The sequence below is a fragment of the Pseudomonas sp. KCJK9111 genome, assembly GCF_046231935.1.
Lineage (GTDB): Bacteria > Pseudomonadota > Gammaproteobacteria > Pseudomonadales > Pseudomonadaceae > Aquipseudomonas > Aquipseudomonas parafulva_B.
Genome location: NZ_JBJJMO010000015.1, coordinates 38,312 through 62,181, shown reverse-complemented (window position 1 = coordinate 62,181; position 23,870 = coordinate 38,312). Strand labels below are relative to the sequence as shown.

Genomic DNA, 23,870 nt, shown 5'->3' with positions numbered 1-23,870 from the left:
TGCCCACGTTCGGGCTGCTGTTATATGCGCACACGCCACCTTAATACATCTTCGCCGGATCGGAAATGTCCTATCACCACTTGATGCTCGGCCCTTCAAGGCGCAAGGAGCAGTCGAGCCTCAGCGCATCGAGCAGCACCTGGTCATGGGAAGCGATCATCAGCGCACCGGTGAACTGCTCCAGCATCTTTTGCAGGGCCTTGAGCGATGGCAGGTCGAGGTGGTTGCCAGGTTCGTCCAGTAGCAGCAGCTCCACCGGGCGCCTGCGGTACAGGATCGCCGCCAGGGCCGCCTTCATGCGCTCGCCTCCACTGAGTAGGCTGCTGGGCAGCGCGACACGTGCAGCGTCCAGGCCCAGCTGAGCCAGCAGCATGCGTACATGGCTCTGATCCAGTGCCAGGTTGGCCTGTTGTACATGTTCCAGCGCGCTCGTGTCAGCCGACAACACGCTGCAGTGCTGGTCGAGCAGCGCCGTTTCGTCTGTGACCTTGAGGTTGCCTGCTGGCGCTGGCAACTGGCCGGCGATCATTTTCAGCAGTGTGCTCTTGCCGCTGCCATTGACGCCCGTCAGGGCACAACGTTGGCCCTGGCGCAGGCTGAGGTCGATGGGTACTTGTGTGCCATGCGGCAGGCGCAAGGCTTGCAGCAGTACCACCTGCCGCTGGACATTGGGCTCAAGCGTTGGCGTGTGCACGGTAATGTCGCAGGCTCTTTCGACCGCTTGCGCAGCGTCCCGCACCCTGTCGATCAGCTGTTGCCCGGCCGCCCGATGGCGTCGGCGCTGCTTGCCAAGCGTCGCCTGGCCGCCTTGCTGCTGGTGATCGACCAGGATCTTGGCTTGGTTCACGTCCTTGGCCTTGCGCCCCGCCCGGGCCTGGGCTTTGTCCAGTGCCTGGCGTTGCTGTAGCTGGGCTCTGGCTTGCTGCTGCTGGGAGCGCTTGAGGTGTGCCAACTGCTGCACAGCTTGCGTGGTCTCGCAGCGCTTTCGTGCCTGATAGTGGCTGAAGTTGCCGCCATAGGCTTTCAGGCCCAGGCTTGACAGTTCGAGGATACAGTCCATGTGCTCGAGTAGAGAACGGTCATGGCTTATCACGAGCAAGCCGCGGTTCCAGGTTTGCATCATCGCCAGCCACTGCGTGCGACCGTGGTCGTCCAGGTGGTTGGTAGGTTCATCGAGTATGAGAAAGTCGGCCTCGCTCAACCAGGCGCCAATCAGCGCCACGCCCATGGCCTGCCCGCCGCTCAGGGTATGGACAGGGCGTTGCAGGTCCAGGTGGCCCAGGCCATGGCGGTGCAGGTGGGCGCGCAGGCGCTCGGGCGCATCCCAGCGCTCGCCGACGGTGTCGAAGTCAGCCGCCTCCACGCTGCCGAGTGCGATCCGTTCGAGCGCGGCGATCAAGGGCCCCATCTGGGCCAGATCGGCCACGGTCTTGCTGGTGTCGATCACCTGTTGATCGACAAGATGGACACGGCCCAAGCGCTGGCACGTGCCGCTGCTGGGTGAACGCCGGCCAGCGAGCAGTTGGCCAAGCAGGCTCTTGCCCACCCCGTTGCGGCCTACCAGGCCGGTCCGGGTAGTGTCGAAGGTCTGGGTGAGATCAGTGAACAGTGGCCTGCCATCTGGCAAGACCAGGGTGACGCTGTCCAGCGTCAGGATAGACGTAGTCGTCATGTGCAACTCCACAAATGCCGCGACATTCCCGGTGGCGACCGGAAAGTGAAGACTGGCCGTCTAGCAGACGGCGGCATCAATGGCGCATTGGACGAATGCCTCATGAAGGGGAAGTGGGAAGGGTAGAGGAGGATGGTCAGCGCGTAAAGCGGGCAGGCGATGAAGAGAAAGGGTAACTGCCTTGCACTCTATTCGTAGGTGGCGAGGGCGGGACGAAGGTCGCCGTCTGGCAGCGGTGCGGCTCCCCCACAGCCTCGACAACGGTTGACCACCCGACAGCCACTGCGTAGCCTTGGCCGTTCGAGGTTCTCCGGCCAGGCCGGAGCTAAGACGGGAACGCGGTTCAAGCCGCGGCTGCCCCCGCAACTGTAGGCACCATCGACGGGTCGACACTGCCACTGCGCCAAGCGCGGGAAGGCGTCTTCCTCCAAGCCCGGTCCTGATGACCGTGCCTGGCGCAGGTGCAAGCCAGGAGACCTGCCTCGCAACGTTTTCGACTTTAAACCGGGCGGGGTGATCCGGTGGCGAACATGCCTGTCCTGTCTGGTCGGCGGCGCTCGTCCTGCATGCCCGCGCCATTCTGCCAAGGGCACTGCAACATGAAAACACTGGCCAAGCTCCCCGTTACCATCGTCACCGGCTTCCTGGGCTCGGGCAAGACTACCCTGTTGCGCCACATGCTCGACAACGCACAGGGTCGGCGCATCGCCGTGATCGTCAACGAATTCGGCGAGCTGGGCATTGATGGCGACATCCTCAAGCAGTGCAGCATCGGCTGCACCGAGGAAGAGGCCAATGGCCGGGTGTACGAACTGGCCAACGGTTGCCTGTGCTGCACCGTCCAGGAAGAGTTCTTCCCGGTGATGCGCGAACTGGTGGCGCGCCGCGGCGACCTGGACCATATCCTGATCGAAACCAGCGGCCTGGCGTTGCCCAAGCCGCTGGTGCAAGCCTTCCAATGGCCTGAAATCCGCACCGCCTGCACCGTCGATGCGGTGATCACCGTGGTCGACAGCCCCGCCGTTGCCGCAGGCACTTTCGCCGCCTACCCCGACCAGGTCGACGCCCAGCGCAAGCTGGACCCGAACCTGGACCACGAGTCCCCCCTGCACGAGCTGTTCGCTGACCAACTGGCCAGCGCCGACCTGGTCGTGTTGAACAAAGCCGACCTGATCGATGCCGATGGCCTGGCCAAGGTGCGTGCCGAGGTCGCCGAAGAGCTGCCAGCGGCTGTCAAAGTCATCGAAGCCAGCAGTGGCAAGTTGCCGCTGGAGGTGTTGCTGGGCCTGGGCGCCGAGTCCGAGCTGCACATCGACGCCCGCCCGACCCACCACGATGCCCATCACGACGGCGATGACCATGACGACCATGACCATGATGCCTTCGATTCCATCTCCATCGACCTCCCCGAATCCGATGAGCGGGTGCTGATCGAGGCGCTCAACCAACTGGTGGTCGAGTACGGCATCCTGCGCGTCAAAGGCTTCGCCGCCATCGCTGGCAAGCCGATGCGCTTGCTCATCCAGGGGGTAGGTACGCGCTTCGACAAGCACTTCGACCGCGCCTGGCGCGCCGAAGAGCCGCGCGTCACGCGCCTGGTGCTGATCGGTCAGGACCTTGACCCCGCCCAGCTCGAAGCGCGTCTGCGCCACGCTCTGGGCGCCTGACCCATGCACCTGCTGCGGACCCAGCCCGGCGGCTTCGTGCCGGACGACAGCATTGCCGACCTCGGCCAGACGCCTGCCGAACTGGTCATCCTCTGCAGCGGGGATTCGCACCTGGCCTTGCTCGCCGACAGCGCCGAGCAGTTGCCCGGCGACTATCCCAGCCTGCGCCTGGCCAACCCCATGCAGGTGCAGAACCACGCTTCGGTCGACCTTTATGTCGATCAGGTCTTGCAGCACGCCAAGGTCATCCTGGTGTCGCTGCACGGCGGCGTGGGGTACTGGCGCTACGGTGTGGAACAGTTGGTTACGCTCACCGAGCGCGGCGTGCACGTGATCCTGGTGCCCGGCGACGACCGTCCCGACCCGGAACTGACCGGGCTTGGGTCCGTGCAGGGCGCGCAAGCCGAGCAGTTGTGGCACTACCTGCGCCAGGGTGGCAAGGCCAACGCACTCAACCTGTTCTACTACCTTGCCAGTCAGTGGCTGGACCGTGACTATCCCTGGGCCGAGCCGCGGGCGTTGCCTCGCACGACGGTCTACCACCCTCAGGTGGGCAGTGGGACGCTGGAGGACTGGTACCCGCACTGGCATGCCGATCATCCGGTGGCGCCGATACTGTTCTATCGCTCGCACCTGCAAGCAGCGAACACGGCTTTCATCGATGTGTTCTGCCAGCGCCTGCAGGCAGCAGGTTTGAACCCGTTGCCGATTGCGGTGGCCAGCCTGAAGGAAAGCGCCTGCCTGGAACAGGTCCAAGCATGGCTCGACATGGTCGGCGCCGAGGTTGTGCTCAACACCACGGGTTTTGCCCTGTCCAGCCCGGAGCGTCCTAACCTGCGCCCGCTAAGACGAGACATACCCGTGTTGCAGGCCATTTGCGCGCAGGACAACCAACCGGGTTGGGAGGCCAGCGAGCAGGGCCTCGGCGCACGTGACCTGGCCATGCACATCGTGCTACCCGAACTGGACGGCCGCATCATCACCCGGCCGGTCAGCTTCAAGGACATGGCCTGGCACAGCGAACGCAGCCAATCGGATGTGGTGTGCTACCGCGCCCACCCCGAGCGCATGGATTTTGTGGCCGAGCTGGCACGGCGCTGGGTGACCCTGGCGCGCCAGCCCAATGCGCACAAGCGCGTGGCGTTGATCCTGGCCAACTACCCCACGCGTGATGGGCGCATCGGCAATGGCGTGGGCCTGGACACGCCGGCTGCGGCGCTCAATATCTTGCGTGCGCTGCGCACTGAAGGCTACCCGGTCAGCGAGCTGCCCGAGAGCGGTACCCAGCTGATCCATCAATTGCTGGGCGGTGTGACCAACGACCTCGACCACATCGACCAGCGGCCCTGTGCCCAGAGCATGAGCCTGGTCGATTACCAGGCGGCATTCGGCCGCCTGCCGGAGTCCAACCGCCAGGCGGTACTGGAGCGCTGGGGGCCACCGGAGCAGGACCCGATGTTCCGCCAGGGCCGCTTGATGGTGGCTGGGGTGCGCATGGGGCTGACCTTCGTCGGCATCCAGCCTGCTCGCGGCTATCAGGTAGACCCCAGCGCCGTTTATCACGATCCGGACCTGGTGCCACCCCATGGCTACCTGGCGTTCTATTTCTGGCTAAGGCATGTCTATGCGGCCGACGCTGTCATCCATGTCGGCAAACACGGCAACCTGGAATGGCTGCCGGGCAAGGGGGTAGGGCTGTCCGATACGTGCTGGCCGGATGCGCTGCTCGGGCCGCTGCCCAATATCTATCCGTTCATCGTCAACGACCCAGGTGAGGGCGCACAGGCCAAGCGACGCACGCAAGCCGTGATCATCGATCACTTGATGCCGCCGCTGACCCGCGCCGAGACCTATGGCCCGCTGCGCCACCTGGAGCAATTGGCCGACGAATTCTACGAAGCACAACTGCTCGACCCGCGCCGCGCCCGTGAGTTGCAACGCGACATCCTCGAACTGGTCAGGACCCACCACATCGACCGGGAATTGCAACTCGAAGGGCAGCTTGACGATGCAACCGTCTGGTTGCCACGCCTTGACACCTACCTGTGCGACCTCAAGGAATCGCAGATCCGCGATGGCCTGCATGTATTCGGCCAGTCGCCCGAGGGTCGGTTGCGCCTGGACACGTTGCTGGCACTGCTGCGGGTCGAGCGTGGCGATGGGCGTGGCGGCAATGCGAGTGTGTTGCGCGCGCTGGCCAAGGCACTGGTCCCTGGCTTCGATCCGCTGGACTGTGACCTGGGGCAACCCTGGCAAGGCCCACGGCCCACGCTACTGCTGAACATCAGCGACCAGGCCTGGCGTACGACTGGCGATACCCGCGAGCGCCTCGAACTGCTGGCGTTGCAGGTTATCGAGGGTGCGCTCGACGGCACGCTGCCAGCGCTGGAGGCGGAACTTGGCCAGCCCGTTCAGGCCGTTGTCGATCACCTGCGCGATACCGTGGCGCCGAGCCTGGACGCCTGCGGCGCCGCCGAGATGAACGGGCTGCTTGCAGCGCTCGCTGGGCGCTTCGTGCCTGCCGGGCCTAGTGGTGCGCCCAGCCGTGGTCGGCTTGACGTACTGCCCACGGGCCGCAATTTCTACACCGTCGACGTGCGCAACTTGCCGACCACCACAGCGTGGCGGCTAGGCTTCGCGTCGGCCAACCTGATACTCGAGCGTCATTTGCAAGACCATGGCGACCACTTGCGCCAGCTCGGGCTGTCGGTGTGGGGGACCGCGACCATGCGCACCGGTGGTGACGACATTGCCCAGGCCATGGCGCTGATGGGCGTGCGGCCGGTGTGGGCCACCGGCAGCCAGCGGGTCGACGATTTCGAGATACTGCCCCTGAGCCTGCTGGACCGTCCGCGGGTGGACGTCACGCTGCGGGTGTCGGGTTTCTTCCGGGACGCCTTTGGCAGCCTCATCCGCCTGTTCGATGCTGCCGTTCAGGCCGTGGCCGGTCTTGATGAACCCGATGATCTTAACCCGTTGGCTGCGCGCGTGCGCAGCGAGCGTACGACCTTGCAGCAGCAGGGTGTGGACGCTGAGCAGGCGGCTCGCCAGGCCGGTTGGCGTGTCTTTGGCGCCAAGCCAGGTGCCTACGGGGCTGGCGTTCAGAATGCGATCGATGGGCGCCTGTGGCAAACCCGTGAAGACCTGGCCGAGGTCTACCTGAACCATGGCAGCTACGCCTATGGCGGGCAGGACGAGGGCACGCCGGCCAGGGCACAGTTCGTCGAGCGCCTGAGCAAGGTGCAGGCGGTGCTGCAAAACCAGGACAATCACGAACATGACGTGCTCGACTCCAACGACTACTACCAGTTCCAGGGCGGCATGCTGGCGGCCACTGAAACGCTGGCAGGCGCGTCCGTGGCCAGTTACCACGGTGATCACAGCCAGGTGGACCGACCGCGCATCCGCACGTTAAAGGAAGAGCTCAACCGCGTGATCCGCGCGCGTGCGCTGAACCCCAAGTGGATCGACGGCGTCAAACGCCACGGCTACAAAGGGGCGTTCGAGATGGCGGCGACGGTCGACAACCTGTTCGCCTTCGACGCCACGACGCACCTGATCGACGATCATCATTACCAGTCGCTGGCCGATGCCTATGTGCTGGACCCGGCGACTCGCGACTTCATGCGCGAGCACAACCCGCAGGCGCTGCGCGACCTCACCGAACGGCTGATCGAGGCGCAGCAACGCGGCCTCTGGCAGTCCCCCGGCGAGTACCGCGATGCCCTGGAAGAACAGCTGCTCGATGGCGAGGAACAGGCTTGAAATGAACGACGCTGCACAATTTCCCCTGGCCGCCGTGGTGGGGGCCGACGACTTGAAGTTGGCGCTGTGCCTGACGGCCATCGACCCCAAAATCGGCGGGGTGCTCATCGAAGGCCCGCGTGGCATGGCCAAGAGCACCCTGGCCCGCGGCTTGGCCGACCTGCTGGGTGATGGGCCTTTCGTGACCTTGCCGCTGGGTGCCAGTGAAGAGCGCCTGGTGGGCACCCTCGACCTGGATGCGGCACTCGGGCAAGGCAAGGCGCAGTTCTCCCCCGGTGTGCTGGCCCAGGCCAATGGCGGCGTGCTTTATGTGGATGAAGTCAACCTGCTGCCAGACACCTTGGTTGACTTGCTGCTCGATGTCGCCGCCAGTGGCACCAACCGTATCGAACGCGACGGCATCTCCCATCGTCACGATGCGCGCTTCGTCTTGATCGGCACCATGAACCCCGAAGAGGGCGAGTTGCGTCCCCAACTGCTCGACCGCTTCGGTCTGAATGTGGCGTTCGACGGTCTACCCGTGCCTGATGCACGGCAACAGATCATCCGGCGTCGGCTGGCCTTCGACCAGGACCCCCTGGCGTTCCGCGCCGAGTGGGCATCGGCCCAGGAGGGCTTGCGCAAGCGCTGTCATGCAGGGCGCCAGGCGCTGGACGACATCGCGCTGGATGACCGGACCTTGGCCAGTATCACCGAGCGCTGTTACGCCGCTGGAGTTGATGGACTGCGGGCTGACCTGGTGTGGTTGCGCGCCGCCCGCGCTCACTGCGCATGGCGCGGGGCGGCGGCCATCGAGGCGTCTGACATCGACGCGGTGGAAGATTTCGCCTTGCGCCATCGCAGGCAGTCGCCTGCCCAGGCTACACCGCCCGCAGCCCCCGAACAGCCCCAGGCACAGACCGGCAGCAGCTCGGCCGAGAAAGGCGGGCAGGGGGATTGGGGTGCTTTGGCCCCACAGCCTGTGGCAAGCGGGCCAAGGCGTGAGGTGCCGAGCTGGGCAAAAAAGCCCTGAGCACCCGTCAGCCGGCCAGGACGACGGGTGCGCAAGCAGGCAAGGGCGCGCGCGCAGGTGCAAGCCGCGGTCGGGCCCAGGCTGCCAGTGCTGGCCAGGTCGCCTGGCTGCAGAGCCTGTTGAAGGGCCGGCCCCGGCACCGCGACGACTTGTGCTGGCACACCCGCAGAGGCGCACCGGCTCAGTTATGGCTGATCATCGTCGATGCCTCCGCTTCGACGCGTCGCCATCAGGCGCTCGCGCACACCAAAGGGCTGTTGGCGACATTATTCGACCATGCCTACCGCCAGCGCGCACGGCTGGCTTTGTTGACGGCATGTGGCAGTGCACCGCAATGGCAGCGCCATGGGCTCAAGGCTTCGGCCGCGCTGCAACCTTGGTTGCAGGCGCTGGGGGCGGGAGGGGGCACGCCGTTGCTGCCGGCGCTGGAGCAAGCCAGGCAGTGGCTGGGCAATCGGCGCAAAGCCTATCCGAACGAGGAAGTACGCTGCCTGGTGTTCACTGACGGTCGTCTGCAGCAATGGGACCCTGTCGAGCCCTTGCCGTGCCCCACCTTGCTGGTGGACATGGAGCTGGCCCCGGTCCGGCTGGGCCGTGCTCGCCGGCTGGCGCAGCAACTGGCAGCAGACTATCAACACCTGCTTAGTTTCGAAGCGATGAAGTAATAACGGCGGGGTGCGGCAACAAGTCGCACATTAGCAGAATGAAATACGCAGGGCCGCAAGTACATGTGCGTGGCAGAGCACGCACATGTCAACGCTGTTCATTTACTTGGGCATCGACCACGGCTGCAGGTGGTAGCCTTTTTCACAAAGTTCTGCGCGTACTTCCTCGATCAGGTTAAGCCACTGAGCTTTGTCGGAATAAGTTTGCGAGTTTACCTGTTTGCTGCCGATGCGGGCGCTGGTACGGTCGATGACCGCCAGGCTCAGGTCGCCAGTGCCATTAGGGGCGTCCCAGGCCACGCAGTGGAAGGGTTCGAAGGCGTGGTCGGCGATCAGCAGTGCTTCGTTGACACGGAGCGGGGCATTCATGGTTCGGTCTCTCTGTGGTCCCAAACATTCAAGTGACGTCCGCGTTGCTTCAAGGTCGCCTCATGTATCGCGAATGGCAGCGCGGGGTTATGTGTACTGATGCTCGACAGTCGGCATTGAGTCACATGGGTGCAGCAAAATAATCAACGATTATCCATTTTTGTTTCAACGCGCCCCATGTGAGGACGTTAACCATCGAAAATTCCCTGGCGAAATTAGGAAAAGCAGTATTGGCAGACAGACGGTCATAGGCACCGTCAACTTAATTGCTACTGTTATTCGGGCGCCACAACTTACTGTTTTATCTCAAGAAACCAATACTTGGCGCCAAGGATCGGTCATGCAACAAACCGCAGTGCAACGCCGCCTGCTCATCGTCGATCCTTGTGACGATTGCCACCGTCTGACGCCAGGCTTGGTTCAGGCCGGGTGGGATGTCGCCAGCTGCGCTTTGGCGCAGGCGTTGGAGCATCGTTGCGATGTGGGTGTACTGCGCCTGGATGAAGCGCACCTCAAGCACCCGGACCTGGTCAAGGACATGATCAAGCGCAGCAACACCGAGTGGATCGCGGTGCTGAGTGCTGAACAACTGCGCTCCCCGGCCTTCGGCGATTTCGTCTGTGAATGGTTCTTTGATTTCCATACATTACCCTTCGACGAATCGCGGGTGCAGGTCACACTGGGCCGGGCCTTTGGCATGGCGCGGCTGCGTGGCAAGGGCACGGTCAAGGCATTCGACACCCAGGACGAACTGCTGGGTGAGAGCCGGCCCATTCGAGAATTGCGCAAGTTGTTGGGTAAACTGGCGCCGACCGAGTCGCCTGTGCTGATTCGCGGCGAAAGCGGCACGGGAAAGGAACTGGTGGCCCGTACGCTGCACCGCCAGTCCCAGCGCAGCGCGCATCCTTTCGTGGCGATCAACTGCGGGGCCATCCCCGAGCACCTGATTCAGTCCGAACTGTTCGGGCACGAAAAGGGCGCGTTCACAGGTGCCCACCAACGCAAGATCGGTCGCATCGAAGCCGCTAACGGCGGCACACTGTTTCTCGATGAAATCGGCGACCTGCCACTGGAACTGCAGGCCAATCTGCTGCGCTTTCTTCAGGAAAAGCACATCGAGCGAGTGGGAGGCAGCCAGCCAGTACCGGTGGATGTACGGGTGTTGGCCGCCACTCACGTCGATCTGGAAAAGGCCATTGAGCAGGGCCGCTTCCGGGAAGACTTATACTACCGCCTGAACGTCCTGCAGGTGGTAACCGCCCCGTTACGCGACCGCCATGGCGATCTGTCGATGCTGGCCAATCATTTTGCCCATTTCTACAGCCTGGAAACCGGCAGGCGGCCACGTTCTTTCAGTGAGCATGCGCTGACGGCCATGGGCCAGCACGATTGGCCAGGTAACGTGCGTGAACTGGCCAACCGGGTGCGGCGTGGGCTGGTGCTTGCCGAAGGGCGGCAGATCGAGGCCAAGGACCTGGGTTTGCAGCCGTTTGCACAACAGCCGCCGCTGGGCACGCTGGAGGAGTACAAGCACAAGGCCGAGCGCCAGGCGTTGTGCGATGTGCTGGACCGTCACAGCGACAACCTCAGCGTTGCAGCCAAGGTGCTAGGCATCTCGCGGCCGACCTTCTACCGTCTGTTGCACAAGCACCAGATACGCTGAAACCGCAGGTGTCGCGCGACGCGCCTCAGTGAGGCGCGCGGACGATGGTCTTGAGCAGGTCTTCCGGGCTGATCTGGCCTACGACCTGGGCCACGGCGCTGCCAGGGGTGGGCAGGTCGATGATGTGGTTCTTCATCTTGCCGATCACGTGCATCTCGCAGGGTTTGCAGTCGAACTTCAGGGTCAGTACTTCATCCCCTTGGACCAGCTGCATCGGCGCCACCTTGGTACGCACCCCGGTCACCCCTTTGGCCTGCTTGGGGCACAGGTTGAAGGAGAAGCGCAGGCAGTGCTTGGTGATCATCACCGGCACTTCACCGTGTTCCTCATGGGCTTCATACGCCGCGTCGATCAACTGCACACCATGACGGTGGTAGAAATCCCGGGCTTTCTGATTGTAGACGTTGGCCAGGAACGACAGGTGCGACTCGGGATACACCGGCGGTGGCGAGGTTTCCGGCTTGCGCCGGCCATGGGGGTGCGCCTGTATGCGTTGCTCGGTCAGCGTCTCGATGGCCTGCCGGCGCAGGGCCTTGAGCTGCGAATTGGGAATGAAGAACGCCTGCGGGGCATCCAGTTCGATGCTGTCGGCGTGGTAGAGCGTGGTGCCGAGCTGGCCAAGCAGGTCGTGCAGTTGGTCCAACGCCTGCTCGGGCTTGTTCGCCGGGCCGAATGGGCCATCCAGGGCGACCTGCACCTGCACGCCTTCCTCGCTGGTCACGTGCAAGGTCAAGCGCTCCTGGCGCAGCACCGCCTGCCAGCGTACACCGATGCGGCGTTCGGCCGAGGTACGCTGCAGGGCCTGCTGCCAATTGTGGTCCAGGTTGCGCGAAAGCGGATGGTTTGGCCTTAGCTTGTGCAGCCCGGCAGGCATCTCGTTCGGTTCAACCCGGTAGCGGAAGCGCTTTTGGCCGTCTTCTTCGAACTCGCCCCGTGCCTCGGCAATGTTGGCCCTGAAACCTACCACTTCACGCTTGACCAGCACATTGAGGCCATCCCCGTTGGTCAACGGCACGTCGGTGACGACCTGCAGGTCGCGCTTGCCCACTTTCTCCACCACACCCACTGGCAGGCCGGTGAAGGTAGGGGAGTCGAAAGCGCCGATATCGACCTTGCGGTCAGTCACGAAGTAATCGGTGCTGCCGCGGTGGAACGTCTTGTCCGGGTCCGGTACGAAGAAGTGTGCGGTACGACCGCTGGAGGCACGGGCCAAGACAGGACGGTCTTCCAGGATGGCGTCGAGCTCCTTGCGGTAATGGGCCGTGATGTTCTTCACGTAGCCCATGTCCTTGTAGCGCCCCTCGATCTTGAACGAGCGCACACCGGCATCGACCAGGTCGCGCAGGTTGGCGGTCTGGTTATTGTCCTTCATCGACAGCAGGTGCTTTTCGAACGCCACCACGCGGCCTTGGTCGTCCTTGAGCGTGTAGGGCAGACGACACGCCTGGGAGCAGTCGCCCCGGTTGGCGCTGCGACCGGTCTGGGCGTGGGAGATGTTGCATTGCCCGGAGAACGCCACGCACAACGCGCCATGGATGAAGAACTCGATGGCGGCGTCGGTTTCGGCTGCGATGGCCCGGATCTGCTGCAGGTCCAGCTCGCGTGCAAGTACCAGCTGAGAAAAGCCAGCCTGGTCGAGAAACTTGGCCCGCTCCAGGGTACGAATGTCGGTCTGGGTACTGGCATGCAGCTCGATGGGTGGGATGTCGAGCTCCATGACCCCCAGGTCCTGCACGATCAGCGCATCGACGCCAGCGTCGTACAGCTGGTGAATCAGCGCGCGCGCCGGCTCCAGCTCGTTGTCGTGCAAGATGGTATTGATGGTGGTGAATACGCGTGCATGGTAGCGATGGGCGAACTCGACCAGCGCGGCGATATCGCCGACCTCGTTGCAGGCATTGTGGCGTGCGCCAAAGCTAGGGCCGCCGATATAGATGGCATCGGCGCCATGCAGGATGGCCTCGCGGGCAATGGCCACGTCGCGGGCAGGGCTGAGCAGTTCCAGGTGATGCTTGGGAAGGGACATGTCGTTATGGTTTCGGCTGTCACGGTATAGCCGGGCATTGTACCGACGATTGTGCTGGGCGACACCCTCAGGCTGCGCTGGCCGGATGAATGTCTCCTTTCACGCTGGGCCTGTGTTTCAACGACCTGATATTTAGGGCAGTTGCCTATCTTAGGTGCTCTTGACAGAGTAGGGCTGACTAAATCAGTGATAGTAGGAGGTGTGTAAAACATGGACAGGCCGACATCCGCCTCAAGACGAGACCGCTCAAGCCCTGTTGCGCCTACGGCCTACACCCCGTATGGCTACAGCGCCATCGCACGCTCTTCCCAGACTGGTTACGTCGGCGCAGTACAGGAGGCGCTGCGGGGCTGTTATGGATTTGGCCAGGGCTATCGGTACCTCAACAGTGTCTTGATGCGATTTGAAACACCCGATTCGTTGAGTCCCTTCGAACAAGGTGGCCTTAACGCCTATGCGTATTGCGCAGGCGATCCAGTCAATCGCGTCGACCCGACTGGGCACATGCCCATATTGTTCAAGTTTTTAAGGCGGTTTATACGGCGCAAATCTGCGCCCACGACGGTGGCAGAGCCGGCAACCGAACCTAAATTGACGCAGTCCGCAGAAACAGTCAAGCGCACTGCCGCTTTCATGCTGCGCCCAGAGAACAGTGCTGATATGCGCAGCCTTCTCAGCGCGTGGTTGCGCGATAACTACTACAGAAAATCCGCAGTGCCGGTACTTGGCACCGATGTGCTCGATCGGCTGGAATCCAACCAAAAGGCTTGGGAGACCATCGCCCCCGGTGAATATCGGGAAAGGCCCCTCACCCAAACTCAGGAACGTGATGCTGCCTTACTGAGACGCTACACCGCCGCAGTCGATACCCTTCCCGCCGCTGCGGTCTCACCGCGATCCTTTGATAGGCAGCGCAGAGTTTATCAATATGCTGCAATGGGACAGCTTGACCATTCTGTTTGGCTTGAACTCAGAAACATCAGACAGCAGCTTTAGCTCATGGTCTTGCACTGTTGCTGTCGGCCCAAACAGAGGCCAGCGACTGCGTTGCATCGCGAGCCACTGGTGAGAGCTCAGCGCGATCACTGCCGGCTGCCACCAGTGTGCCGCATCGAGTACGCATCTGCCATCTGCCAGTAGGTGGCTAAGGCGTCAGTTCTTGGCCGCCATCGCCGTCACCTCCACGCGCATACCCTCGAACGCGAGCGCCGCCACGCCTACAGCAGCGCGCACTGGCCAGGGTTTGGCGAAGAAACGCTGGTACACCTGGTTGAAGGCGGCGCGGTCGGCCATGTCGGTCAGGTAGATGGTCAGGTGCAGCACCCGGTCCATACCGCTGCCGGCTTTCTCCAGAGCATCCTTCAAGGCCTGCAGCGTGCATTCGCTTTGCTCGACGATATCTCCCAACGCCAGGCTACCGTCAGGGTGCACCGGGACCTGAGTGGTCACCAGCATCCCGTTGTATTCGGCGACATCGGAGGAAATGGATTCTGGGTCGCTGTCTGGGGTGTAGACGATATCAGCATGTGCCATGAGGTCTGCCTTGCACGTTAGAAAAGCCCCAAGCCTACGCGAGCGGCCTGCGCCGGTCGAGAGGCCGGTTTTTTGCAAAGCGCGGCATTCACGGTCAGAATCGCCGCCATTGCAGAGAGGCTTACCGTGAACGAACACACCTTGTCCATGCGCCTGGAGCGTGTGGCCACCCATGTGCCCCAGGGCGCGCGTCTGGCTGATATCGGTTCTGATCATGGCTACTTGCCCGTAGCGTTGATGCTTCGCGAGCGCATCGAGTACGCAGTGGCCGGGGAGGTGGCCAGCCCCCCTTATGCGGCCGCTCAGCGCAACGTGCGCAAACAGGGGCTCGAGTCGCGCATCGCCGTGCGCCTGGCCGATGGTTTGGCGGCCTTCGTCCCTGAGGACCGCATCACGGCCGTGAGCCTGTGCGGCATGGGCGGCGAGACCTTGTGCGAGATTCTCGAAGCGGGCAGGGCTCGTTTGGCGGGTGTCGAGCGCCTGGTACTGCAACCCAATGGCGCCGAGCCGCAGGTGCGACAGTGGCTGATGAGCAACGGCTACCGTATCGTCGCTGAAGAGGTGCTGCGCGAGCACCGCTTCGACTACGAAATCATCGTGGCAGAACCCGGTCATGCGGCCTACAGTCCTCAGCAGTTGTATTTCGGCCCCCTGTTGATGCGGGACCATGGCCAGGCATTTCACGTGAAGTGGCAGCGCATGCTCGGGCAAAAAAAGCAAACCCTTGCCAATTTCGCCCAGGCCCGCGTCGCAGTGCCGCCGGCCAAGGTCGCCGACTTCGAACAACAGGTGGACTGGATCACTCGTCTGCTGGCCGAACGCCCCCACCTCGAGGACTAGCTTTCATGGACATGCTGCAGGCCATGCGTACCTTCGTCCGGGTGGTGGAGTGCGGCAGCTTCGCCGCGGCGGCCAACGCGCTGGACATCTCTGCCGCGCAGGTCTCGCGCATCGTGGCGGAGCTGGAGAATCAGCTGCAAACCCGATTGTTGCACCGCACCACCCGACGCTTGCGCATGAGCGAGGCGGGGGAGCGTTTTCTTGAGCGCGCACGGCAGATACTGCTATTGACCGACGAGGCAGTGGGGGAGGCACGTGGTGCTCACCTCACGCCCCGTGGCCGGCTGCGCGTGCATTGTCCCCATGGGCTTGGGTTGCTGTTGATGCCATTGGTGGCAGGCTACAACGCGCTTTGTCCCGAAGTGGTCATCGAGCTGACGCTGTCCCAGCGCAACCCCGACCCACTTGCTGAAGGGCATGATGTGGTCATCACCGTCGACCAGGCATTGCCAGACTCACAGCTGATTGCCGTGCCCCTGGGCGCGATTTTCAGCATCGCCTGTGCCGCGCCCGGTTATCTGCATGAAAAAGGCGTGCCTGCACGCCCCGACGACCTGCACCAGCATCGCTGCCTGCGCATGGCCTACCCGCTGTACGAGGGTGACTGGGTGTTCCCGCAGGCAGGTGGCGATTGCGTCATCGCACCCCAGGACAGCTTCATGACCAACGTGGCGGACGCCATGCTGGTCGCCAGCGAGCTGGGCATGGGTATCGGCCTGTTGCCGTTCTACACCGCCAGCCTGGCCATGGAGCAAGGGCGCCTGTGCCGGGTGCTGGCGGACTACCGGCTGCGGGAAAACGCCTTGTATGCGATTTACCCCTCGCGGCATTACCTGGACGCCAAGGTCCGAACCTGGATCGACTACCTCAAAGAGCGGCTGCCGCCGATTTTCGCCGCCCACGCCCGGGTGGTCGAAGACCCCCGTTATTGCCGCTGACGGCCGCGGGGCACAAGCCCCGCCGCCCGTCCAAGCCTGGCCAGGAAGGCCGGGCCTTACAGCGCGTAGTGTTTAAGCTCACGTGCGATCAGCATCCGCTGGATTTCGCTCGACCCTTCATAGATCTGGGTGATGCGCGCATCGCGGTAATGCCGCTCGACCGGATAATCCTCAAGGTAGCCGTAGCCACCATGGACCTGTATGGCCATCGAGCACACCCGCTCGGCCATCTCAGAGGCAAACAGCTTGGCCTGTGACGCTTCGGACAGGCACGGTCTGCCAGCGCTGCGCAGGCGCGCGGCGTGCAGGATTAGCAAGCGCGCCGCATTGATCTGCACCTGCATGTCGGCCAGCAGGTTGGCGATGCTCTGATGTTCGTGGATTGGCTTGCCGAACTGAATACGTTCCCGGGCGTAGCCCAGCGCCGCTTCGAAGGCAGCCCTGGCGATGCCCAGTGCCTGGGCCGCAATGCCGATTCGCCCGCCTTCGAGGTTGGACAGGGCGATCGCCAGCCCCTTACCGCGCTCGCCCAGCAGGTTGGCAGCCGGAATGCGGCATTGCTCGAGCGTCACCGCGCAGGTATCGGAGGCGCGAATACCCATTTTGTGTTCGGTGCGATCGACCTTGAAGCCGGGGTTGTCGGTAGGTACGAGAAACGCCGACAGCCCTTTCTTGCCAAGCTCCGGATCGGTCACGGCGAACACGACGGCCAGCCCGGCGCGACGGGCATTGCTGACGAACTGCTTGCTGCCGTTGATCACCCATTGCCCGTCGATCAATTCGGCGCGCGTGCGCAGGTTATGGGCTTCGGATCCCGCCTGGGGCTCGGTCAGGCAGAAGCAGCCAATGACCTCGCCACTGGCCAGCCGCGGCAACCACTGCTGCTGCTGTTCGGGGCTACCGTAGGCCAGCAATGGGCCGCACCCTACCGAGTTGTGGATGCTCATCAAGGCCCCGGTGGAGCCACACCCGACTGAAATCTCTTCAACCGCCAGTGCATAGGCCACGTAGTCGGTATAGCTGCCGCCGAAGTCCTCGGGGACCACCATGCCCAGCAAGCCAAGTTCACCCATGCTGCGCACGACGGCGTCATCGATCCAGCCAGCCTTTTCCCACGCCTGGGCGTGGGGCGCGATCTCGCCGCGGGCGAAGTCGCGGGCCATGTCGCGGATCATGATCTGCTCTTCGCTCAGTTCCACGTCTTGCATCTGCTGCTCCCAGGCTCAAAGGCCTTCGAAGAATTGGTCGATCCGCTGGCGCTCCAGGCCCTGCAAGGTAGGGGGATTCCACCGCGGTTGCTTGTCCTTGTCGATGATCAAGGCGCGCACGCCCTCGATGATGTCGCCGTGCTGGAACCACTGGCGATCCAGGTGCAACTCCATTGCGAAGCAGTCTTCCAGGCTTAACTGTCGACCGCGGCGCAACATCTGCAACGTCACGGCCATGGCCAGGGGGGATCGGGTTTCCAACAGATCAGCAGTGGCCACGGCCCAGGCATGGCTATCGCCGATGCTGACGGCGCGCAACTGCTCGACGATGGCTGAGATATCGGGCAAGGCGAAGAAATGATCGATCGCTGGACGGAGCGCGGCAAGTGGCGGACCTTCCAGCGTCTGGGTGCCCAGGCGCGCCAACAGGTTCTGCAAGTCCTTGAGCGGATTGTCACTCAGGGATAACTGGTCCAGCTCCCGATCAAGGGCCTCGATCTTGTCGCTCGTTACATACCAGTTGGCCAGGCCGCAATACAGGGCATCGGCCGCCTGGACTTGTGTACCGGTTACGCCGAGGTAGGTCCCCAGCTCGCCCGGCAGGCGTGACAGGAAGTAGCTGCCCCCTACATCGGGGAAATAGCCGATGCCTACCTCTGGCATGCCCAGGCGGCTGCGCTCGGTGACCACGCGCAGGTCGCAGCCCTGTGCCAGGCCCATGCCACCGCCGAGGGTGAAGCCGTCCATGAGCACCAAAATGGGCTTGCGGTAGCGGTGTATCAGTAAGTCCAGGGCATATTCTTCGGCGAAGAAAGCCTCGTGCAGGTCGTCGCCGGCTTTGTAGCTGTCATGCAGCGAGCGGATGTCGCCACCGGCGCAGAAGCCCTTCGGGCCTTCGCCGCGCAAGACGATGGCGCGTACGTTCGGGTCGTTAGCCCAGGCGTCCAGGTGCTTGCGCAAGCTGCGCACCATGTCCAAAGTCAGGGCGTTCAACCCGGCGGGGCGGTTGAGACGCAGGTGGCCGATCTGGTTGCGAACTTCGCTCAGGATGTGTTCGGTAACCGGCGTCTGAATAAGCGCTGTCATTGCGGTCTCCCTGCTTGTTATTGATTTTCCATGTGAAATCTGGAGTTCGCTGGATGATCGCTGGATCCTGGCATGCGAATTTGCCTCGTACAATCGACAATTGTGCAGGGGCATCGTGCATTTTTGCGCCGGTGCCCATGGTGATGTGAGTCCGCGTCGGTTGGAACCAGCCTTGAGGCTTCATAGCCGTTCACTGTAGCTGCGAATCAGGCGCCAAGGGTGCGTTATCGGCGCCACGCTATGGCTATTACAAGTGTTACAAGCGGGGCTCTTGGCTTGAAAGCACCGTGGGAGAGGGTTAGTCTTCGCGGGCTGTTGTAAATCCAGCAGCCGGGTTTGGTCACCCGCAATCATCAAGGCGCATCAGCGCCGCTCAGCGAATCAGTCGGCGTTTTTTTGTGCGCGGCTGTCTCGTGTCATGGCGGCTGTGCGTGGGGCGCCTCCGTGCGCGCCGGTTTCCTTGATTCCCGGTTGACCAACCCGCGTACAGTCGCCACCCATTCGTTTGGTCACGTTGCGTGGCGGCTCCTGATGAATCAAGGAGAACACCATGACAAAAGGGTTACCTGATCCTCCTGCCAGTCTCACAACCGCGCCCACCTCATTCTCTACCTGTGAAAGTAGCCATCCGCCTTTGTTTTCAGTACGTCCGGGCGTAGATCTCGAAGACGCGCTCGTGCACCTGTCCACGCTGTTGCGTGGCGCCTACGCCGCCAATCTGAAGGCCATGGAGTTGGCCAGGGGGACCTGCTTCGACCTGTTGCTGGGTAATGACCATGGGCTGGAATCGGCCACCGCGGTGGTAGAGGCTTTGTTGAATGGGTTGGAGGCTCAGCGGCGGGTACCTGACCGCTAGTTGACGACGGCGGGGTGCCTCTAGCGAGTGGCGGAGTCAATGGCCTCGCTCCGCCCTTGGTTGTTAGTAAACTCCCAGGGTGAAAGCGGTCCTGGTCGATAGAAGGAGCGGCCTGGTGCCACCGGAGCGGTTGCCAGCCTTGCCTCGGCTTACTTGACCAAACCCGCAAGAGGACAATGCAACACCAACTTCGCCCCGCCTAACCGACTTTCACCAATCTCCAACCCAAACCCATGCAAGTCCACGATCGCCGCCACGATGGACAAACCCAAGCCGAAACCCGCATGCCGATGCCCCTCGTCACTGCGATAGAACCGCTTGAGCACCGCCGTACGCTCCTGTTCCGCAATGCCAGGTCCTGTGTCCTCCACAGCCAGGTGCACGCCAGTGTCATCTTGGGAAGCTGTGATCTGCACCTGCCCACCTTCGGGCGTAAACTTGATGGCGTTGCCCACCAGGTTGGCCAGTGCCTCGAACAACAATTCGCGGTCGCCATGCAGCGCGGCCAGTTGCCCTGGTTGGTGCAAGGTCAACTGGATGCCACCGTCCTCCGCCAGTGGCAGGTAGAAATCGTGCAGTTCCACCAACAGGTCACGGGGGGCCAGCTGCGTGAACCCTGCGCGGCGCTGGCGATCTTCCAGTTCGCTGATCCGCAACAGCCCGCGAAAGCGAGCCATCAGCGTATCGGTTTCACCAATGGCTTGATCCAGTGCCTCGGCCTGGGCGGTATCGGCATCGCTTTGCTGGCGTATGCGGTACAGCTGCGCGCGCAGCCGCGTGAGCGGCGTGCGCAGGTCGTGGGCGATGTTGTCGCATACACCTTTTACCTCATGCATCAGGCGCTCGATGCGGTCGAGCATGGCGTTGACGATGTCTGCCAGCATGTCCAACTCATCGCGCCGTGCCGACAGCGGCAAGCGATGGGTAAGGTCGCCCGCCACGATCAGCTCGGCCTGAGCCTGTACCGCGCGGATGCGCTTGAGTGGCCGGCGCCTGAGCAGGTACCAACCTGCGAAACCCGGAATCAGCGTCAGCGAAATGCCCCATAGCAAGGCGTCGAGGATGATACGTGTGACAACGAACAACGAGCCGTTGTCCCGGAACAACACCAACCAGCGGCCATCCTGCACCTTGATCGCCACCGCATCGCAGCTATGGCGCGGCATGTTCGGGTCGTCTGCATTCAGGCAGCGCTTGAGCTCGTGGATCTTGCCGTCCAGCGCCAGCCCAGGGGGCAGGGCACGCACGCTGCCGCCCAGCGGGTTGAGTTGCGCGTCGAACAGGCCATAGGCATCGAAGCTGCGTTCTTCGAAGGCTTGGCTCGCGATCAGGGCGTCGTCCAGTTGCTTGCCGCTCATGTGCGCGAACAGGTGTTGGCGCTGCAGCATCGAATGACGGGTGAGTTTGTTCAGGTAGCTGGAAACCTCGAAGTACAGCACCCCCATGAGGATGCTGCTCCAGGCCACGAACAGGAAGCTGTAGAGCGCCAGCAGCCGGCTCGTGGAAGAACTCCAGCCCTTAGACGGGTTCAGCAATGGCATAACCGGAGCCCCGTACGGTACGGATCAACGGCGACTGGCCAGGCAGGTCGATCTTCTTGCGCAGGCGGCCGATGTGCACGTCAATGAGGTTGGTGCCTGGATCGAAGTGATACCCCCAGACTTCCTCGAAGATCATCATCCGGGTAATCACCTGACCGCTGTGCCGCATCAGGTATTCCAGCAGTTTGTACTCGGTGGGCAGCAAATTGAGCGTGTGCTCGCCGCGTCGGGCTTCATGGGTGATGAGGTCCAGCTCCAGGTCGGCCACCTGCAGGCGAGTCTGCGTCATGGGCACACTGTTACGGCGTAGCAAGACTTCAACGCGCGCTGCCATCTCGTCCGAGGCGAACGGTTTGGTCAGGTAGTCGTCGCCGCCTGCACGCAGGCCTCGGACCCGTTCATCCACGTCTGACAGCGCACTGATCATCAGGATCGGCGTGGCGATCTTGAGGTTGCGCAGGGTGGTGACGATGGTCAGCCCGTCCACCTCCGGCAGCATGCGATCAAGGGTGATCAGGTCATAGCCGCCGGCGATAGCCTTGGCCAGGCCCTCGCGACCATTGTCGGCCCAGTCAACGTCCAAGCCATGGCTGTTGAGTTCAGCGACGATTTCCTGGCCGGTGACGGCGTCGTCTTCGATGGTGAGTACGCGAGGCATGCGGGATCCCGAACATCCAGATGAAAGCCTGATTGTGCCAAAGAACGGCCAGCAGGCGATTTAAGAATAATTCATCTGGCGCCTGTTGCATGGCCTTGCTTGTTTATCGGCATGGGCAGCACATGGGCAAGCAAGTACGACTCGGCTGTGAGAGGATAGGCCGCATCACAGCCAGGACCCGAACACAGCCTGATGAAGACACCCAAGAGAATCGAACCCCTGATCGAGGATGGCCTGGTCGACGAGGTACTGAGGCCGTTGATGAGTGGCAAGGAGGCCGCCGTGTACGTGGTGCGCTGTGGCAACCAGGTGCGCTGCGCCAAAGTGTACAAGGAAGCCAACAAGCGCAGTTTCCGCCAGGCGGCCGAGTATCAGGAAGGGCGCAAGGTGCGTAACAGCCGTCAGGCCCGGGCCATGGCCAAGGGCAGCAAGTACGGGCGCAAGGAAGCCGAGGATGCCTGGCAGAACGCCGAGGTGGCCGCGTTGTTCCGGCTGGCTGGGGCAGGCGTCAGGGTACCCAAGCCCTACGACTTCCAGGATGGCGTGCTGCTCATGGAGCTGGTAACCGATGCCGATGGCAATGCTGCGCCCCGGCTGAACGATGTTCACCTCGAGGCGGACCAGGCGCGGGATTATCACGGGTTCGTGATCAGCCAGATCGTACTGATGCTCTGCTCAGGGCTCGTCCATGGCGACCTCTCGGAATTCAACGTACTCCTGGGGCCGGACGGGCCGGTGATCATCGACTTGCCCCAGGCAGTGGACGCTGCGGCCAACAACCATGCGTTCAGCATGCTGCAGCGCGATGTGTCGAACATGGCGCATTATTTTGGACGCTTTGCCCCTGAGCTGAAAGCCACCCGTTACGCGCAGGAAATGTGGGCCCTCTACGAAGCCGGCGAATTGCGCCCCGACAGCCCACTCACGGGGTTGTTCGCTGAAGATGAGCAGGCAGCGGACGTGGCCGGCGTCATGCGCGAGATCGACGCCGCCCGGCTGGACGATGCCCGCCGCCGCCAAGCGCGAGCCGAGGCCGAGCAAGGGCAACCGCAGGCTGAAGAGCCGACCCCGCCCTGGCTGCGCTGACACAGCCAACCTACCGGTGCGCCCACCCCATACATCAGGCCGCGCCGGCCAGGTTTCGGCCTGCGCGACGGTCATTGCCTTTGACGCAAGACAATATCTCGTCATTTGGCCTTTCCAGTGTCGCGGCTCGGGCTTAAGGTATACGCCGTTCATCTTTCTGGAGCTGTCATGTCCACTCTTTTTCCGTCCGTCCGTCCCCGCCGTCTGCGCAAGAGCCAAGCGCTGCGCAGCGTCTTTCAGGAGACCGAGTTCCGCCTCGATGATCTGATCCTGCCGATCTTCGTGGAGGAGGGTATCGATGACTTCGTGCCGATCAAGAGCATGCCTGGCGTCAATCGCATCCCCGAGAAGCTGTTGGCGCAGGAAATCGAGCGGTACGCCCGTGCCGGCATCCGTTCGGTGATGACCTTTGGGGTCTCCCACCATCTGGACGCCGTGGGCAGCGACACCTGGAATGAAAACGGCCTGGTCGCGCGCATGTCGCGGATCTGCAAGGATGCAGTGCCGGAAATGGTCGTGATGTCCGACACCTGCTTCTGCGAATACACCAGCCACGGCCACTGCGGCGTGTTGCATGACCACGGCGTGGACAACGACGCCACCTTGGCCAACCTCGGCAAGCAGGCCGTGATCGCCGCAGCGGCAGGTGCGGATTTCATCGCGCCTTCGGCGGCCATGGACGGGCAGGTTCAGGCGATACGCAGCGCATTGGACGGCGCGGGCTTCCATGACACGGCGATCATGGCCTATTCCACCAAGTTCGCCTCTTCGTTGTATGGGCCTTTCCGCGAAGCGGGCGGTACGGCGCTCAAGGGCGACCGCAAGAGCTACCAGATGAACCCCATGAACCGCCGCGAGGCGGTGCGCGAATCACTGCTCGACGAGCAGGAAGGCGCCGACGTGCTCATGGTCAAGCCGGCCGGTGCCTATCTGGACGTGATTGCCGACATTCGTAACGCCTCGCGCCTGCCATTGGCGGCCTACCAGGTCAGCGGCGAGTACGCCATGATCAAGTTCGGTGGACTGGCTGGCGCCATCGATGAGGGCCGCGTCATGCGCGAGAGCATCGGGGCGATCAAGCGTGCGGGCGCCGACTTGATCCTGACCTACTTCGCCATGGACCTGGCGCTGGAAGGTATTTGAAAACGCGGTCGCTGGGGCTGCGCAGCCGCCCCAGCGACCCAGCGCCTCAAAGCTCGCATCCCACCTTGTGCCTGCTTTCACAAAAAAACGCTAAGCGCTGAATTATTTAGTGTCCCTTTGTATCTGATCCCTTAGAGCAGTC

19 protein-coding genes and 1 riboswitch are annotated in these 23,870 nt (G+C 62.8%); of the genes, 11 read left to right on the top strand and 8 right to left on the bottom strand.

The features are described 5' to 3' along the window. Positions 1–73: 73 nt before the first annotated feature. On the bottom strand, positions 74–1,672 hold the full coding sequence (locus ACK59L_RS08395; protein WP_409272956.1) for an ATP-binding cassette domain-containing protein: 1,599 nt from the start codon (positions 1,670–1,672) through the stop codon (positions 74–76). 286 nt (positions 1,673–1,958) lie between these two features. Further along, positions 1,959–2,172: riboswitch (cobalamin riboswitch) on the top strand. A 99-nt stretch (positions 2,173–2,271) separates the two neighbouring features. On the opposite strand from ACK59L_RS08395, the gene cobW reads away from it, so the two are divergent. From cobW to ACK59L_RS08375, 4 genes are all read left to right on the top strand, one after another. After that, positions 2,272–3,339 carry a cobalamin biosynthesis protein CobW gene (gene cobW / locus ACK59L_RS08390; RefSeq protein ID WP_144965013.1) on the top strand — a complete coding sequence of 356 codons (1,068 nt, stop codon included), beginning with the start codon at positions 2,272–2,274 and terminating at the stop codon, positions 3,337–3,339. A 3-nt stretch (positions 3,340–3,342) separates the two neighbouring features. Continuing rightward, positions 3,343–7,104 (top strand): cobaltochelatase subunit CobN, encoded by a 3,762-nt coding sequence (gene cobN, locus ACK59L_RS08385; RefSeq protein WP_409272954.1) that lies wholly within the window; start codon positions 3,343–3,345, stop codon positions 7,102–7,104. A gap of 1 nt (position 7,105) precedes the next feature. Further along, on the top strand, positions 7,106–8,116 hold the full coding sequence (locus tag ACK59L_RS08380; RefSeq protein WP_409272952.1) for an ATP-binding protein: 1,011 nt from the start codon (positions 7,106–7,108) through the stop codon (positions 8,114–8,116). Positions 8,117–8,235: 119 nt separating this feature from the next. Continuing rightward, positions 8,236–8,781, top strand: coding sequence for a vWA domain-containing protein (locus tag ACK59L_RS08375; protein ID WP_409272950.1), 546 nt, complete (start codon positions 8,236–8,238; stop codon positions 8,779–8,781). 102 nt (positions 8,782–8,883) lie between these two features. On the opposite strand, the gene ACK59L_RS08370 is transcribed toward ACK59L_RS08375, so the two are convergent. Beyond that, positions 8,884–9,150 carry a hypothetical protein gene (locus ACK59L_RS08370; RefSeq protein WP_058605438.1) on the bottom strand — a complete coding sequence of 89 codons (267 nt, stop codon included), beginning with the start codon at positions 9,148–9,150 and terminating at the stop codon, positions 8,884–8,886. A gap of 340 nt (positions 9,151–9,490) precedes the next feature. Here ACK59L_RS08370 and ACK59L_RS08365 point away from each other — a divergent pair, with 340 nt between their 5' ends. Next, positions 9,491–10,813, top strand: coding sequence for a sigma 54-interacting transcriptional regulator (locus ACK59L_RS08365; RefSeq protein WP_409272948.1), 1,323 nt, complete (start codon positions 9,491–9,493; stop codon positions 10,811–10,813). A 25-nt stretch (positions 10,814–10,838) separates the two neighbouring features. On the opposite strand, the gene ACK59L_RS08360 is transcribed toward ACK59L_RS08365, so the two are convergent. Then, positions 10,839–12,839, bottom strand: coding sequence for a peptidase U32 family protein (locus ACK59L_RS08360; protein WP_409272946.1), 2,001 nt, complete (start codon positions 12,837–12,839; stop codon positions 10,839–10,841). Positions 12,840–13,049: 210 nt separating this feature from the next. Here ACK59L_RS08360 and ACK59L_RS08355 point away from each other — a divergent pair, with 210 nt between their 5' ends. Next, complete coding sequence (locus ACK59L_RS08355) at positions 13,050–13,835, top strand: RHS repeat-associated core domain-containing protein (RefSeq protein ID WP_409272944.1); 786 nt, start codon at positions 13,050–13,052, stop codon at positions 13,833–13,835. Between the two features lie 156 nt (positions 13,836–13,991). Here ACK59L_RS08355 and ACK59L_RS08350 read toward each other — a convergent pair whose 3' ends face one another. Next, the gene (locus ACK59L_RS08350) at positions 13,992–14,372 is read right to left on the bottom strand and encodes a RidA family protein (RefSeq protein WP_196126662.1); all 381 of its coding nucleotides are present in this window, start codon (positions 14,370–14,372) and stop codon (positions 13,992–13,994) included. Between the two features lie 126 nt (positions 14,373–14,498). Between ACK59L_RS08350 and ACK59L_RS08345 the strand changes: the two genes are divergently transcribed. Together ACK59L_RS08345 and ACK59L_RS08340 are read left to right on the top strand one after the other, a co-directional pair. Next, the gene (locus ACK59L_RS08345; RefSeq protein WP_409272942.1) at positions 14,499–15,212 is read left to right on the top strand and encodes a tRNA (adenine(22)-N(1))-methyltransferase; all 714 of its coding nucleotides are present in this window, start codon (positions 14,499–14,501) and stop codon (positions 15,210–15,212) included. Positions 15,213–15,217: 5 nt separating this feature from the next. After that, positions 15,218–16,150, top strand: coding sequence for a LysR family transcriptional regulator (locus ACK59L_RS08340; RefSeq protein WP_058605443.1), 933 nt, complete (start codon positions 15,218–15,220; stop codon positions 16,148–16,150). Positions 16,151–16,206: 56 nt separating this feature from the next. Here the strand turns inward: ACK59L_RS08340 and ACK59L_RS08335 are convergent, their stop codons facing one another. Beyond that, positions 16,207–17,358: an acyl-CoA dehydrogenase family protein gene (locus ACK59L_RS08335; RefSeq protein ID WP_409272940.1), complete on the bottom strand. Its 1,152-nt coding sequence runs from the start codon at positions 17,356–17,358 to the stop codon at positions 16,207–16,209. A gap of 15 nt (positions 17,359–17,373) precedes the next feature. Continuing rightward, positions 17,374–18,444, bottom strand: coding sequence for an enoyl-CoA hydratase/isomerase family protein (locus ACK59L_RS08330; RefSeq protein WP_196126665.1), 1,071 nt, complete (start codon positions 18,442–18,444; stop codon positions 17,374–17,376). A gap of 550 nt (positions 18,445–18,994) precedes the next feature. On the opposite strand from ACK59L_RS08330, the gene ACK59L_RS08325 reads away from it, so the two are divergent. Next, complete coding sequence (locus ACK59L_RS08325; RefSeq protein WP_182139896.1) at positions 18,995–19,300, top strand: DUF3077 domain-containing protein; 306 nt, start codon at positions 18,995–18,997, stop codon at positions 19,298–19,300. Between the two features lie 149 nt (positions 19,301–19,449). Here the strand turns inward: ACK59L_RS08325 and ACK59L_RS08320 are convergent, their stop codons facing one another. Together ACK59L_RS08320 and ACK59L_RS08315 are read right to left on the bottom strand one after the other, a co-directional pair. Beyond that, positions 19,450–20,841, bottom strand: coding sequence for a HAMP domain-containing sensor histidine kinase (locus ACK59L_RS08320; protein WP_196136491.1), 1,392 nt, complete (start codon positions 20,839–20,841; stop codon positions 19,450–19,452). After that, positions 20,819–21,499 carry a response regulator transcription factor gene (locus ACK59L_RS08315; RefSeq protein ID WP_058605448.1) on the bottom strand — a complete coding sequence of 227 codons (681 nt, stop codon included), beginning with the start codon at positions 21,497–21,499 and terminating at the stop codon, positions 20,819–20,821. Before ACK59L_RS08315 ends, ACK59L_RS08320 begins: the two co-directional genes overlap by 23 nt. A 192-nt stretch (positions 21,500–21,691) precedes the next feature. Between ACK59L_RS08315 and ACK59L_RS08310 the strand changes: the two genes are divergently transcribed. Beyond that, the gene (locus ACK59L_RS08310; RefSeq protein WP_409272937.1) at positions 21,692–22,585 is read left to right on the top strand and encodes a PA4780 family RIO1-like protein kinase; all 894 of its coding nucleotides are present in this window, start codon (positions 21,692–21,694) and stop codon (positions 22,583–22,585) included. A 168-nt stretch (positions 22,586–22,753) separates the two neighbouring features. Next, complete coding sequence (gene hemB, locus ACK59L_RS08305) at positions 22,754–23,728, top strand: porphobilinogen synthase (protein WP_027916474.1); 975 nt, start codon at positions 22,754–22,756, stop codon at positions 23,726–23,728. The last annotated feature ends 142 nt before the right edge of the window (positions 23,729–23,870 follow it).